This window comes from Pseudoalteromonas sp. NS-SX12 (assembly GCF_057367955.1).
Genome location: NZ_CM170634.1, coordinates 1,990,065 through 2,004,312 on the forward strand (window position 1 = coordinate 1,990,065; position 14,248 = coordinate 2,004,312).

Consider the following 14,248-nt stretch of genomic DNA (forward strand, 5'->3'; position numbering starts at 1 on the left):
AATCAAATAATAACATGGCTATAAGAAAACAATTGGCTGTAATAAGTTTATTGGGAGCGAGTTTTACTGCTCTCGGCCAACAAGACTCCTTTATTGTAGAAGATTTAAGAGTTGAAGGATTGCAGCGTGTTGCACTAGGTGCAGCATTAACGCATATTCCAATTAACATTGGTGATAACCTCGACAGTTACACAATTTCAAAAACAATCAAAGCGCTTTACGGCTCCGGCCACTTTGATAACATCAAAGTGGTACGTGATGGTGATGCGGTTATCTTTCAAGTAACCGAAAGACCAACCATCAGCATTATCGAGTTCGAAGGCAACAAAGATATTAAAGATGAGCAACTTAACGACAGTTTAGAGCAGCAGGGGATCCGTAAAGGTGAACCGCTTGATATGGTTGTTGTAGACGGCCTTGAAAAAGGTCTTGTTGAGTTTTTCCACGGTATTGGTAAATACAACGCTGAGATTGAAGTATCAGTGTCACGCTTGCCACGTAACCGTGTAAAGCTAAAGCTTGAATTCAAAGAAGGCGATGCTGCGTCAATTCGTCAAATCAACATCGTTGGTAACGAGTTATTTTCTGACGAAGAACTTCTCGCATTGGCTGAATCGCGTCAAGATTTGCCTTGGTATATGTTTATGTCAAATGACAGATACCAAAAGCAAACGGTACAAGGTGACTTAGAGAAAGTACGTAGCTACTACTTAGACCGCGGTTACTTGAAATTCAATATTGATTCAACGCAAGTGTCAGTAAGCCCTGATAAAGAATCAGTATACGTTACAGTAAACGTTACCGAAGGTGAGCAGTTTACTGTTAAAGAATTCGACTTTATGGGTGACTTGCTCGGCCGTGAAGAGTTAATTCGTGCGGTTATTCCACTTAAAACGGGCAAACTATACAACGGCTCAGTGGTTACTGCATCGGAAGAGTTTATCAAAAATTACCTTGCACGTTTTGGTTATGCCAATGCTGAAGTACGTACCATTCCTGATATTGACGAAGAAAATAAAGAAGTAAAATTAACGCTATCAGTTGATCCAGGTAAGCGTATTTATGTGCGTCGTATTAACATTGGTGGTAATGAAATTACGTCGGATGAAGTAATTCGTCGTGAAATTACCCAGTTAGAAGGTGCGTGGCTATCAAATAACACGCTTGAGCGCTCTAAATTGCAAGTTCAGCGCTTAATGTATATGGAAAACGTTGAGTTTGATGTATCGCCGGTACCGGGTAAAGATGACCAAGTAGATGTTGATTTTACCGTTAAAGAGCAATCAGCTGGTAGCTTTAACGCAGGCCTTGCATACGGTTCATACAATAAGCTGCAATTTAATATTGGTGTAAGCGAATCGAACTTCTTAGGTACGGGCGACCAAGTTGCGTTTAACGTAAGTACGGCTAAAGGTTCTCAAAACGTAAGCTTGTCACATACCGACCCGTATTTTACGAAAGACGGTATTAGTTTAGGTAACTCAATTTTCTTCTCAAACTTTGATGCAAGTAAATACAGCCTAATCAACTATAAGAGTAAACGTTATGGTATTGGTTCAAATATCGGTATTCCGGTAAACGCCAACAACCGACTTAACTTTGGTGCGACAGTTTCTAAAGAATTCTTATCTGAACTATCAGAATATGAACAAACACGTATTATGCGTGAGACGTTCTTAGATCCAGAAAATCCGGATGCAGGTTTCGAATTCTTAAAGCTTGAATTAAGTGCTGGTTGGTCACGTGTAACGCTTAACCGCGGTATGTTCCCAACGGCAGGTTCTAAACAAAGCTTAACGTTTAAAGCAACGACACCTAATTCAGATCTTAACTACTTTAAGATCAACTATGATTCGCGTTTCTACTGGCCATTAAGCACTAACCACAAGTGGGCATTTTCAGCGAAAGCTGGATTTGGTTACGGTAATGGTTACGGAACTACCAATGGTTACGATCAAATTTTACCAGTACAGGAATTCTTCCGTATTTCTGAAATGGATTTACGTGGCTTTGAGCGTAATACAATCTTACCACAAGCGATTGTAGTATCTCCTAATTGGTTACCGGGCACACCAAATCCAGATGGCACGCAAGGACCAATTGGTAGCGATCCTCAATTTGATACAATTCGAACTGCGGGTCGTATCGGTGGCAACGTAAAAGCCGTGGCTGGACTTGAAATGATAGTACCTACGCCATTTCTTGATGACGAAAACAGTAGTTCGGTGCGTACCAGCTTATTTATTGATGCAGCCAACGTTTGGGATACGGAGTTCGATGTAGATCGCTACTCTAACTTAACGCCGGATGAGCGAGCGATACTTGAAGATTATTCAGACCCAAGTCGCTTCCGTTCGTCAGCAGGTTTATCTATCCAGTGGATTTCGCCTATGGGCCCTATGGTAATTAGTTTTGCCTACCCACTGAAAAAAGAAGATGATGATAAGACTAAAGGCATCAGCTTCAACATTAGTAACACATTCTAAAAGGAATAAATTCGTGAATAAAATGATTAAAACAACCGCCATGACTTTGTTAGCTACTTTTCTAATGGGTGCTTCTGCAAGTTCATTCGCTCACAAAGTTGCTGTTGTAAATGTACAACAAGTATTCAGTGGTTCTCCGCAGGCGTCTGCGATTAAAGCAACGTTAGAAGAAGAGTTCCGCGAGCGCAGACAAGCACTTGAAAAACTACAAGGCGATATTCGTTTTGAAGTTGAAAAATACCAGCGTGAAAACGCAACAATGAGCAAAGCGCAAAAAGAAGCAAGCCAAAAGAAAATTCAAGAGCTACAAAAAGCATTGCAAGAGCAAGGTCAGCCACTTCAGCAAGAAATGCAAATGCGTCAAGCACAGGAAACTAAAAAGCTAGAGACTGTGATCTTTGATGCTATCGCTGCAGAAGGTAAAGCAGGTAAGTACGACGAAGTAAAACCAGCGGGTTCACTTCTTTACTTCAACGAAAAATCAGTGGATAACATCACCTCTAAAGTAGCAGAGCGTGTAGCAAAGGCTAAATAATAAAGCTTATGAAATTACAGCAAATCGCTGAGATTTTAAATGCTGAGCTGGTTGGTGACGACTCGCTCAGCATTTCTCGTATAGCAACCCTAGAAAATGCGACCGGCAACGAGATTGGTTTTCTCGCTAACAAAAAGTACCGCAGCAAACTTGCCAGTACCCAAGCCGGTGCGGTGATTTTGTCACCGCAAGATGCAGATTACTTTACTGGTAATAAAATTATTGTTGCGAATCCGTACTTAGCCTACGCGTTGTTAGCGCAAGCGATGGACACCACGCCAGAACCTGCAACTAATGTTCACCCTTCGGCAATCATTGACCCAACGGCAAAGCTTGATAAATCAGTATCAGTTGGTGCCAATGTGGTAATTGAAGAAGGTGTTGAAATCGCTGCTGGCAGTTCAATTGGTGCTGGTAGCTTTATTGGTAAGGGTGCTAAAATAGGGACCAATACGAAAATTTGGGCTAATGTAACGATTTATCATCAAGTTGAAATTGGTAATTCGTGTTTAGTTCATGCTAATACCGTAATCGGTGCCGATGGATTTGGCTACGCCAATGAAAAAGGTCAGTGGGTGAAAATCCCGCAGCTTGGTACTGTTGTTATTGGCGATAATGTTGAAGTTGGCGCAAGTACAACCATCGACCGTGGCGCTATTGATGATACTATCATCGAGCGCAACGTGATTATCGATAACCAAGTACAAATCGCGCATAATGTCGTGGTTAAAGAAGGCACCGCGATTGCTGGGTGTACGGTAATTGCAGGCAGCACAACCATTGGCAAGTACTGCCAAATTGGTGGCTTGTCAGGTATCGCAGGGCATATTGAAATTGCCGATGGTGTTGTTTTAACGGGTATGTCAATGGTAATCAGTGGCATTGATAAACCAGGTGTTTATTCTTCGGGTGTACCGCACAGTGAGAATAAAGACTGGCGTCGTAATATGGCACAGTTACGTCAGCTTTCAGCAATTAATAAGCGATTAAAGGCAGTGGAAAAATCACTGCCGGAGCGTGACGAGTAGTCTTCGTCACGTACTAAATTATCGCGCAGTATAAATACGGGCGCGAAGAGATTAGTTAGGTTAAGGAAACACATTTTGGCAGAACAACTAAACAGCTTTGATATTCAAGAAATCCTAAAGCTATTACCGCATCGTTACCCAATGTTATTGGTTGATAAAGTCGTTGACTTTGAGCCGGGCAAAACGCTTCACGCGATTAAAAATGTCACAGCAAATGAGCCAATTTTCACAGGCCACTTCCCTGAGCAGCCAATTTTCCCTGGCGTAATGATTTTAGAAGCATTAGCACAAGCAACAGGTTTATTAGGTTTTAAAACAACTGAAAACCGTGGCGACAATGAGCTATATTTATTTGCAGCCATTGATAACGCACGCTTTAAACAACCTGTGTTACCAGGTGACACAATGCACTTACACGTTGAATTCTTAAAAGAACGCCGCAACATGTGGAAGTTTTACGGCGAAGCGAGAGTTGACGGCAAAGTAGTGTGTTCAGCTGAGTTAATGTGTGCAAGAAGAGAGTTATAATACGTGATCCATCCTACTGCAATTATTGAGCCTGGCGCTCAACTTGGCAACAACGTAAAAGTTGGTCCTTACAGCTACATCGGCAACGACGTGGTGATTGGTGATGATTGTATCATCGAATCACACGTAGTGATAAAAGGGCCGTCAACAATTGGTTCTGGTAATCATATTTTCCAGTTCGCTTCAGTGGGTGAAGCGTGCCAAGACAAAAAGTACAAGGATGAACCAACCAAGCTGATCATTGGTGACAACAACGTGATCCGCGAATGTGCCACAATCCACCGTGGTACCATTCAGGATGAAGGCATCACCAAGATTGGCTCAAATAACTTATTTATGGCGTATACACACGTTGCCCATGACTGCGTGATAGGCAATAACTGTATTTTCGCTAATAACGCAAGTGCGGCTGGTCACGTACACATTGGTGACTGGGTAATTTTGGCGGGCAACTCAGGTATTCATCAGTTTTGTCATATCGGTTCACATGCGTTTATTGGCATGTACTCTGGTGTTAACCAAGATGTACCACCGTTTGTAACAACTATCGGCACACCAGCACGTCCTGTGGCAATCAACACTGAAGGTCTAAAACGTCGTGGCTTTGAGTCAGACGAAATCATGGCATTACGTCGCGCATACAAGCAGTTATATCGTAAAGGTAATAAACTGGATGCGGCACTTGTTGAAATGGAAAAAGAAGCCGAGCAGTTTAAAGCAGTGCAAAACATGATTGATTTTGCTAAAAGCTCAAGTCGAGGATTAATTCGTTAATGATCTCGAATGAGCCACTTCGAATTGCACTTATCGCCGGGGAACACTCCGGCGATATTTTAGGTGCAGGTTTAATTAAAGCACTCAAACAACATTACCCAAATGCCACATTTGAGGGCATTGGCGGTCCGCGTATGCTGGCTGAAGGGTTTAAAACCCATTTTCAAATGGAAGAACTCGCCGTAATGGGCGTTTTTGAAGTACTGCCTAAGTTATTTCGTCTACTCAGCATTAAAAAGCAAATTGTACAGCGTTTTATCGATAATCCGCCGGATATTTTTATTGGCATTGATGCACCCGACTTTAACTTACGCGTTGAAAAGCCGTTAAAGGCTGCTGGTATTAAAACTGTGCATTATGTTAGCCCATCGGTATGGGCATGGCGTGAAAAACGTGTTTTTAAAGTGGCAGAAGCCACTAATTTAGTGCTTGCATTATTACCATTTGAAAAAGCGTTTTACGATAAGCACAATATTCCATGTGCGTTTGTCGGCCATACGTTGGCGGATGAATTGCCGCTCGAAGATGAACAAACTGCCAGTAGAACGCTGTTTGATTTATCAGCTACAGATAAAGTGTTAGCTGTTCTACCGGGCAGCCGAGGCTCTGAAGTTACTTTATTAAGTGAACCCTATATTCAAGCGGTGTTGTTACTTAAAGCAGAGCTACCCGAGTTGAAAGTACTTGTGCCTTTGGTTAATGAAAAACGCAAAGAAGAGTTTTTAGCTGTCGCAACCAAGCTCAATGCGGCAGATATATTTACCCTGGTTGATGGCAAATCGCGTGAAGTAATGACCGCTTCTGATGCGGTGTTATTAGCGTCGGGTACGGCAGCACTTGAATGCATGTTACTTAAACGCCCAATGGTGGTTGGCTACAAGCTAAAAGCCCTGACATATCACTTAGTGACACGTTTATTTAAATTTAACATTGAACACTTTTCACTGCCTAATTTATTGGCGGGCAAGCAGTTAGTACCTGAGTTATTGCAAAATGATTTAACACCTGAAAACTTGGCAGCAACTTTAAAACCATTGCTAGAAGACGACCAAACAGCATTAAAACAAACGTTTTATGAAATGCATAAGTCATTAAGGCTCGACGCCAGTAAACAAGCGGCGCTGGCTGTAAGTAATGTAATAGAGAACAAACATGACTGAGATTATTCGTCCAAATACGCAACTTATTGCAGGTGTTGATGAAGTAGGGCGCGGCCCGCTCGTAGGCGATGTGGTCACGGCTGCGGTTATTTTAGACCCATCAAAGCCAATCGCGGGTCTTGCCGATTCAAAAAAGCTAACCGAAAAAAAGCGCTTGGCACTTTACGAAGAAATTATTGAAAAGGCGCTGTGCTTTCATATTGCCCGCGCCAGCGTAGCAGAAATTGATGAGCTTAATATTTTGCATGCTACCATGCTTGCGATGAAGCGCGCGGTGGAAGGGCTTAATATTCCTGCCGAGTTTGTCTTTATTGATGGCAATCGTTTACCCGATATCAATGTACCTGCACAAGCCGTTGTTAAAGGTGACAGCTTAGTTGCCGAAATTAGCGCAGCATCAATTCTTGCCAAAGTGACCCGTGATAACGAAATGAAAGCTCTCGATACTGAGTACCCAAATTATGGCTTTGCCGGCCATAAAGGTTACCCAACCAAGGCGCATTTAGAAGCACTTGCACTTCACGGTGTTACGCCGCATCATAGACAAAGCTTTAAGCCCGTAAAAACAATAATAGAACAGACCAACAATTGCTAATTAATGCTTGGTCAATCAAGTTAGGCAGATAATGCAAGACCCTAAATTTATACACTTACGTGTTCACAGTGATTATTCAATGGTGGACGGCCTCGCCAAAACGAAGCCTATCGTCGGTAAAATTGCAGAGCTGAATATGCCTGCATTTGCCATTACTGATCAAATGAACTTGTGCGGTTTAGTGCGCTTTTACGGTGCTGCGCATGGTGTTGGCATTAAACCAATTGTTGGCGCTGATCTGTGGTTACACAGTCCTGAATTTCCCAATGAGCCTTGTCGTTTGGTCGTACTTGCTAAAAATAATGCGGGCTATAAGAACCTTACACTGCTTATTTCCAAAGGCTATCAACGCGGCCACCTTATGCAACGTCCTATGGTTGATAGAGAGTGGCTTATTGAGCACAAAGAAGGCCTTATTTTACTCTCAGGTGCCAAAGACGGTGACTTGGGTAAAGCCTTATTAAAAGGCAATAATGATTTAACCAAATCCATTGGTAACTTTTATTTAGAACACTTTAAAGATCATTACTATATTGAGCTAACGCGCACTGAGCGCGAGCAAGAAGAAGATTATTTGCATAGTGCGGTGGCGTATGCTCAATACTCAGGTTTGCCGGTTGTTGCCACCAACGAAGTCGTGTTTCTCAATAAAGAAGATTTTGAAGCCCATGAAATTCGTGTTGCTATTCACGATGGTTTTACCCTTGATGATAAACGCCGTCCTAAACGTTTTTCAGAGCAGCAATATTTAAAAACCGAAGAACAAATGTGTGAGTTGTTCTCGGATATTCCAGAAGCACTGGAAAACTCGGTAGAAATTGCCAAACGTTGTAATGTTACCATTCAACTTGGCACTTACTTCTTACCAGATTACCCAACGGGTTCTTTGTCGATTGAAGATTTCTTAGTAAAAGTATCGGAAGATGGTCTGGAAGAACGTTTGCAGTTCTTATTCCCTGATGAAGAAGATCGCAAAGTCAAACGCGTCGAATATGATGACCGCTTAAGAATTGAACTTGACGTAATTAACCAAATGGGTTTCCCTGGTTACTTCTTAATCGTAATGGAATTCATCCAGTGGAGTAAAGATAACATTATTCCGGTGGGTCCAGGCCGTGGTTCAGGTGCAGGTTCATTAGTTGCTTATGCGCTAAAGATCACCGATCTTGATCCACTGCAATTTGACTTACTTTTCGAGCGTTTCTTAAACCCAGAACGTGTATCCATGCCCGATTTCGACGTCGATTTCTGTATGGACCGACGCGATGAAGTAATCGACCACGTTGCTAAACTCTATGGCCGTGATGCGGTATCGCAGATCATTACTTTTGGTACGATGGCGGCAAAAGCGGTAATACGCGATGTAGGCCGTGTACTAGGTCACCCTTATGGTTTTGTTGACCGTATTTCAAAATTAGTACCGGGCGATCCGGGTATGACATTGGCAAAAGCCTTCGATGTTGAACCGCGTTTACCAGAGGCCTACGACACAGACGATGAAGTAAAAGAACTTATCGATATGTGCCGTATTTTAGAAGGCTGTACACGTAATGCCGGTAAACACGCCGGTGGTGTTGTTATTTCACCGACAACCATTACCGATTTCGCCGCACTTTATTGTGATGATGAGGGTAAATTCCCGGTTACCCAATTTGATAAAAATGATGTAGAAACAGCGGGTCTCGTTAAGTTCGACTTCTTAGGGTTACGTACTTTAACCATTTTGCAGTGGGCTATTGATATGGCCAATGAGCGCTTAACGCGTGAGCAAAAAGAACATATCGATATTGCCGCTATTCCGCTAAATGATCCGCCGAGCTTTGAATTACTACTGCGCGCAGAAACCACCGCAGTATTCCAGCTTGAATCACGCGGCATGAAAGACCTTATCCGTCGCTTAAAGCCCGACTGCTTTGAAGACATGATCGCACTGGTTGCACTTTTCCGTCCAGGTCCATTGCAATCGGGCATGGTAGATAACTTTATCGACCGTAAGCACGGACGAGAAGAAGTATCTTACCCTGATGCGCAGTATCAGCACGAAAGCTTGCAGCCTATCTTAGAGCCAACCTATGGCATTATTCTTTACCAAGAACAGGTAATGCAGATTGCTCAGGTACTAGCAGGGTATAGCCTTGGTGGCGCTGACTTACTGCGTCGTGCAATGGGTAAGAAAAAGCCGGAAGAAATGGCCAAGCAGCGTTCAACCTTTGAGGATGGTGCAAAGCAAAATGGCGTAGACGGCGAACTTGCGATGAAGATCTTCGACCTTGTAGAAAAATTCGCAGGTTACGGCTTTAACAAATCGCACTCGGCAGCATACGCGCTAGTATCTTATCAAACGCTGTGGATGAAAACCCATTATCCAGCAGAGTTTATGGCGGCAGTTATGTCAGCCGATATGGATAACACCGATAAGATTGTTACCCTTGTTGATGAATGTGAGAATATGAAACTCACATTATTACCGCCTGATGTGAACTCTGGTTTATATAAGTTTACGGTAAATAATCAAGGCGAAATTGTTTACGGTATTGGGGCAATTAAAGGTGTAGGCGAAGGGCCAGTAGACGCAATTTTAGAAGCGCGAGAAGCGGGCGGTCCATTTAAAGATTTATTTGATTTCTGTGCGCGCGTCGATATTAAGCGTTTAAATAAACGTGTGATTGAAAAACTGATTATGTCCGGCGCGATGGATAAATTGGGTCCAGAGCAAACACAAAGTGCACGCTCTATTTTAATTGCCAGCTTACCTGATGCGCTTAAATCGGCCGATCAACACAATAAAGCTGAAGCACTAGGCCAAAGCGATTTATTTGGTTTATTGGCAACGGAGCCAGAGGAAGTTGCCGCAGCATTTGTGCAAGCGCCTAAATTTACCGATAACGAATGGTTGGAAGGTGAACGCGAAACACTGGGACTTTACTTGACCGGTCACCCAATTAATCAATACCGTAGTGAGCTTAAAAACTATGTGTCGGGTCGACTTGTCGATTTACAACCGACGGAACGTGATGTAACGTCTACAGCGGCAGGTTTAGTGATTAATGCGCGTACCTTAATTAATAAAAAAGGAAAGCGTTGGGGACTACTGACATTGGATGATAAAAGTGCCCGAATTGATATTCGTTTATTTCCTGAACAGTTCGAAACTTACCAAGAACTGCTGCAAATGAACAATATCTTGGTGATATCTGGTGTGGTCAGCTTTGATAACTTCTCTGGTGGTATTACAATGACCGCTCGCGAAGTTGCAAGTATTGAATCTGTTCGTGAAAAGCGGGTTAAAAACATAAAAATGACGGTGAAAATGCAGGAAGTGAGTGATAACTTCTTGTCTCGATTAGAGCATACCATCACCCCGTATAAATTTGGTACTTGCCCAATAAGAATTCAATATGAACGCCCAGATGCAACAACTGAGCTTTCATTAGGAACACAGTGGTGTGTTACACCCAGTGACGAGTTACTTGCTAACCTCTCACGCTTAGTAGCACAGAATATTGAACTAGAATTTAATTAGGTAGTTTAGAGCATGAGTCTCAATTATCTTGATTTTGAACTTCCAATTGCAGAGTTGGAAGCAAAAATTGAAGAACTTAAAAACGTAGGTCGCGGTGGTGAACTGGATCTGAGTCTAGAAGAAGAAGTTTCACGCCTTAAAGATAAGAGCGTAGAGCTGACCAATAAAATTTTCTCTGATCTAGGTCCATGGCAGGTTTCACAGCTTGCTCGTCACCCGTTACGTCCGTATACCAAAGATTATATCGAACGTATTTTTACCGAGTTCGACGAATTAGCAGGCGACCGCGCATTTGCTAACGATCCGGCTATTGTAGGCGGTATTGCGCGTTTAGATGGCGAACCAGTAATGGTTATCGGTCAACAAAAAGGCCGCGATACAGCCGAGAAAATTAAGCGTAACTTTGGTATGCCAAAACCAGAAGGCTACCGCAAAGCGTTACGTTTAATGGAAATGGCTGAGCGTTTTAATATGCCAATCATCACGTTTATCGACACGCCAGGAGCATACCCGGGTGTTGGTGCTGAAGAACGTGGTCAAAGTGAAGCAATCGCTAAAAACCTTAAAGTGATGGCAGGCCTAAAAGTACCAGTGATCTGTACGGTAATTGGTGAAGGTGGTTCAGGTGGTGCATTAGCAATTGGCGTGGGTGACCGTGTTAATATGCTTCAGTACAGTACATACTCAGTAATTTCACCGGAAGGTTGTGCGTCAATTCTTTGGAAAAGTGCAGAAAAAGCGCCGCTTGCAGCAGAAGCTATGGGTGTAAGCGCGGATCGTGTTAAGAGCTTAGACTTAATTAACTCGATTGTTGAAGAGCCACTAGGCGGTGCACACCGTAACTACGATGCAATGGCGAAATCGCTTAAAGCACAAATTAAACGTGACTTAGGTGATTTGAAAGCTTTATCATTAGAAGAAATGTTAGAGCAGCGCTATGAGCGTTTAATGTCTTTTGGTTACTGCTAATTAAAAGATTTTGGAAAAAGCCGCATTTTGCGGCTTTTTTTGTTTATGAAAGATATTTATTCCACTTTTAAATATGAGCTTAACAACACCGAAAAAACGCGCTTTACTGTTGCGCTTTCTGGCGGTGTTGACTCGGTTGTATTATTACATTTAGCGAAGCGTTTTCGCGATGAATTCACGCACATTGAAATCGACGCTGTGCATATCAACCATGGCTTAAGTGATAATGCCGATATGTGGCAGGCGTTTTGTGTCGATTTATGTCAGCAATGGCAAATCCCGTTTAAGGCATACCGAGTAAGCGTGAAAAAAGCTAGTCGTGAAAGCTTAGAGGCGGTGGCGCGCACGGCACGTTACAACGCACTAAAAGCGCACTTGCATAGCGATTCAGAATTATTACTTGGACAGCATCTTGACGACCAAGTGGAAACGTTTTTTATTCGTTTAAAACGCGGGGCAGGGCTGTTGGGTTTAGGTGCGATGAAGCAGCGCACGCGCATTGAAAATGGGTTACCAGTATTTCGCCCATTACTAGGCATTATGCGTAAAGACATTGTTGAGTACGCAAAGGCTCAGCAGCTTTCGCATATCAATGATGAATCAAATCACGACGATCGCTTTGACCGAAATTTTTTACGCAATAAAATCCTTCCTGAACTTAACAAACGCTTTAAGGGCTTTAGCAATACCGTCACTCGCGTAGTGAATTTGCTGCAATCTCAACAACAATTGCTGGATGAATACATTGCCGAAGACGCGAAAAAGTGTATTTTTCATCAGCGTTTTCTGCTCAATGAGGTGATTGGTTTTTCTCGCGCGCGCATTGATAATTTAATACGTTATTGGCTACAGCAAAATAACCTAGTTTTGCCATCTCAAAAGGTGCTAGACCAAGTTTACCAGCAAGCATTTAACGCAAAAATAGATGCGCAAGTGAGTATTGAATGTTGTGGTTTTGCGATTAAGCGCTACCAAGATGCTTTATTTATCGTGTTACCTCAGGCGGTGCCAGAAAATCAAGATAACATTGGGCTAAGCTCAGTGATTATTGAGAGCCAAGAGTTTAGTGTAGAAAAAAGAGCGCAAGGTGTACGCGCGCCATTTATGGATGAACACGTTAATCTGCGTTTTGATATTGGCGCTGAAAAGTTTACCTTACAACACCGAAACTGTACTAAATCGGTTAGCACATGGCTAAAAGAGGCTGGTATACCACCTTGGCAACGCCCATTGGTTGCAGGAATTTACTATAATAATCAACTTGTTCAAGTAATTGGCTTGGGCATATCAAAACATGCATACGCCGAAAATGGGCTATGTTGGCAACAAAAGGAAGCAAATGAAAACTAGTCAAGCAGTTGGTTTTTCACTTATCGGGCAAGCTTATATCGGCTTAATTGTATTTGCAGTGGTGTTGGCGGTGAGCCTTATTTTTTCGTTTAATCATACTGTGGTGCTCTATGGCGCTATTTTTGGCGCGATTACTGCTGCATTGCTGCTGTGCTATTGGTTAGGAAAAGGCGGAAGTTTCTTTTTGTTAGCGGTAATGTGTCCCCTTATTTGTATTATCGTGACACCTATTACCAGCTTTTTTGAAATAGCTAATGTGCTCGGGGCTTTTTTTGTCGGTTTGTGTTTGCTGCTTACCGGTTATCGTCTAAAAAAAGGAAGCTAATGCTTCCTTTTTTCTTTCTGGCTACGCCTTAGTTTGTTTTGCAACAATCCCGTCCGTCTTGTTTTGCTGCATAAAGCGCTCTATCTGCACGTTCAAAAATACTGTTAGGAATATCTTTTGCCTTACTTAATGAAAAACCAATACTGGTGGTTACAGAATGGGTTTTCAGCAGTTGGTGACTGTGCACGCGTTGTTTAATGCGATTAGCTAAGATATGACTTACTTCAAAGTTGTCGTCATCAATTAAAATGGCAAATTCATCACCACCAAACCTAAATACGGTGTCGGTGCCTCTTACGCAGTCTGTCAGAATATTGGCAAAATCAATCAATACTTGATCGCCCACTTGGTGACCATGTTGATCGTTTACTTGCTTAAAGTTGTCTAAATCTAACAACATTAAGCCAAAGCTGCGGTGATGGCGGCGGCTTCGCTCAAGTTTGCGGTATAGGCAATCGTCAAACATGCTGCGGTTATTTAGCCCGGTTAATGCATCTTTGGTAGCCAGCTTTTTCACGCGTGAAAACAACAGTGCATTGCGCAGAGGGTAGACAAGTGCGGTATGTAATCTTGCTAATTTCTGCTTTGCGTATTGTGGTAGATTTTGGCAAAAGTAAATAAGTTGGCCAAGACGTTCGCCATCAGCCATCAGATCAAAGGCGTGGTTTTCACCTTCAATTTTACTGCCAGTCATTTCAATTACCCCTTCGGTACTATGAAACTGTAGGCCTGCAAATTGCACTACGCGTGATGCTTCAACCGAAAAGATGTTTAATAATTTTGTAAGCTCAAGTGTTTTTTGAAGTTGCGTTACTAACGCATGGGTATGGCTTATGTCATTCTGTTCAGAATAGATCTGGCCATACGGCAAATAATCGCCGTTGCTGTCTGTTTGACGCGTTAAAACATGTACGTTTTCCACTTAACTACCCTCATACTACCGCAAAATATTAAGTACATGGATATTTAAGCAAA

General features: G+C 42.5%; 12 protein-coding genes. 11 read left to right on the forward strand and 1 reads right to left on the reverse strand.

The window, feature by feature from the left end:
- Positions 1-14: 14 nt before the first annotated feature.
- From bamA to AC2IOM_RS09285, 11 genes are all read left to right on the forward strand, one after another.
- Complete coding sequence (gene bamA / locus AC2IOM_RS09235) at positions 15-2,486, forward strand: outer membrane protein assembly factor BamA (protein WP_486358182.1); 2,472 nt, start codon at positions 15-17, stop codon at positions 2,484-2,486.
- A 13-nt stretch (positions 2,487-2,499) separates the two neighbouring features.
- Positions 2,500-3,021, forward strand: coding sequence for an OmpH/Skp family outer membrane protein (locus tag AC2IOM_RS09240; protein ID WP_010559701.1), 522 nt, complete (start codon positions 2,500-2,502; stop codon positions 3,019-3,021).
- 8 nt (positions 3,022-3,029) lie between these two features.
- Positions 3,030-4,049, forward strand: a complete 1,020-nt coding sequence (lpxD, locus tag AC2IOM_RS09245) for a UDP-3-O-(3-hydroxymyristoyl)glucosamine N-acyltransferase (RefSeq protein WP_138630537.1) — start codon at positions 3,030-3,032, stop codon at positions 4,047-4,049.
- A gap of 75 nt (positions 4,050-4,124) precedes the next feature.
- Positions 4,125-4,577 carry a 3-hydroxyacyl-ACP dehydratase FabZ gene (gene fabZ, locus AC2IOM_RS09250; protein WP_010559703.1) on the forward strand — a complete coding sequence of 151 codons (453 nt, stop codon included), beginning with the start codon at positions 4,125-4,127 and terminating at the stop codon, positions 4,575-4,577.
- A gap of 3 nt (positions 4,578-4,580) precedes the next feature.
- A complete protein-coding gene (lpxA, locus tag AC2IOM_RS09255) occupies positions 4,581-5,351 on the forward strand; it encodes an acyl-ACP--UDP-N-acetylglucosamine O-acyltransferase (protein ID WP_138630535.1) in 771 nt (256 codons plus the stop codon).
- Complete coding sequence (lpxB, locus tag AC2IOM_RS09260; RefSeq protein ID WP_486358183.1) at positions 5,351-6,511, forward strand: lipid-A-disaccharide synthase; 1,161 nt, start codon at positions 5,351-5,353, stop codon at positions 6,509-6,511. Before lpxA ends, lpxB begins: the two co-directional genes overlap by 1 nt.
- Positions 6,504-7,106, forward strand: coding sequence for a ribonuclease HII (rnhB, locus tag AC2IOM_RS09265; RefSeq protein ID WP_100913740.1), 603 nt, complete (start codon positions 6,504-6,506; stop codon positions 7,104-7,106). Before lpxB ends, rnhB begins: the two co-directional genes overlap by 8 nt.
- Before the next feature lie 31 nt (positions 7,107-7,137).
- Entirely contained in the window at positions 7,138-10,629 is a 3,492-nt protein-coding gene (gene dnaE, locus AC2IOM_RS09270) for a DNA polymerase III subunit alpha (protein ID WP_486358184.1), read from the forward strand.
- 12 nt (positions 10,630-10,641) lie between these two features.
- Positions 10,642-11,598, forward strand: coding sequence for an acetyl-CoA carboxylase carboxyl transferase subunit alpha (gene accA, locus AC2IOM_RS09275; protein ID WP_054979858.1), 957 nt, complete (start codon positions 10,642-10,644; stop codon positions 11,596-11,598).
- A gap of 45 nt (positions 11,599-11,643) precedes the next feature.
- Positions 11,644-12,948: a tRNA lysidine(34) synthetase TilS gene (gene tilS, locus AC2IOM_RS09280; protein WP_486358185.1), complete on the forward strand. Its 1,305-nt coding sequence runs from the start codon at positions 11,644-11,646 to the stop codon at positions 12,946-12,948.
- A complete protein-coding gene (locus tag AC2IOM_RS09285) occupies positions 12,938-13,273 on the forward strand; it encodes a hypothetical protein (RefSeq protein WP_486358186.1) in 336 nt (111 codons plus the stop codon). The genes tilS and AC2IOM_RS09285 overlap by 11 nt, the downstream gene beginning before the upstream one ends.
- Before the next feature lie 28 nt (positions 13,274-13,301).
- Here AC2IOM_RS09285 and AC2IOM_RS09290 read toward each other — a convergent pair whose 3' ends face one another.
- Positions 13,302-14,195, reverse strand: a complete 894-nt coding sequence (locus AC2IOM_RS09290; RefSeq protein ID WP_486358187.1) for a GGDEF domain-containing protein — start codon at positions 14,193-14,195, stop codon at positions 13,302-13,304.
- Positions 14,196-14,248: the final 53 nt, after the last annotated feature.

Bases quoted from the DNA above. Each gene is read 5' to 3' on its own strand.
- dnaE (WP_486358184.1), top strand. From the start codon at position 7,138: ATGCAAGACCCTAAATTTATACACTTACGTGTTCACAGTGATTATTCA.
- accA (WP_054979858.1), top strand. From the start codon at position 10,642: ATGAGTCTCAATTATCTTGATTTTGAACTTCCAATTGCAGAGTTGGAA.
- tilS (WP_486358185.1), top strand. From the start codon at position 11,644: ATGAAAGATATTTATTCCACTTTTAAATATGAGCTTAACAACACCGAA.
- lpxB (WP_486358183.1), top strand. From the start codon at position 5,351: ATGATCTCGAATGAGCCACTTCGAATTGCACTTATCGCCGGGGAACAC.
- bamA (WP_486358182.1), top strand. From the start codon at position 15: ATGGCTATAAGAAAACAATTGGCTGTAATAAGTTTATTGGGAGCGAGT.
- rnhB (WP_100913740.1), top strand. From the start codon at position 6,504: ATGACTGAGATTATTCGTCCAAATACGCAACTTATTGCAGGTGTTGAT.
- lpxD (WP_138630537.1), top strand. From the start codon at position 3,030: ATGAAATTACAGCAAATCGCTGAGATTTTAAATGCTGAGCTGGTTGGT.
- AC2IOM_RS09285 (WP_486358186.1), top strand. From the start codon at position 12,938: ATGAAAACTAGTCAAGCAGTTGGTTTTTCACTTATCGGGCAAGCTTAT.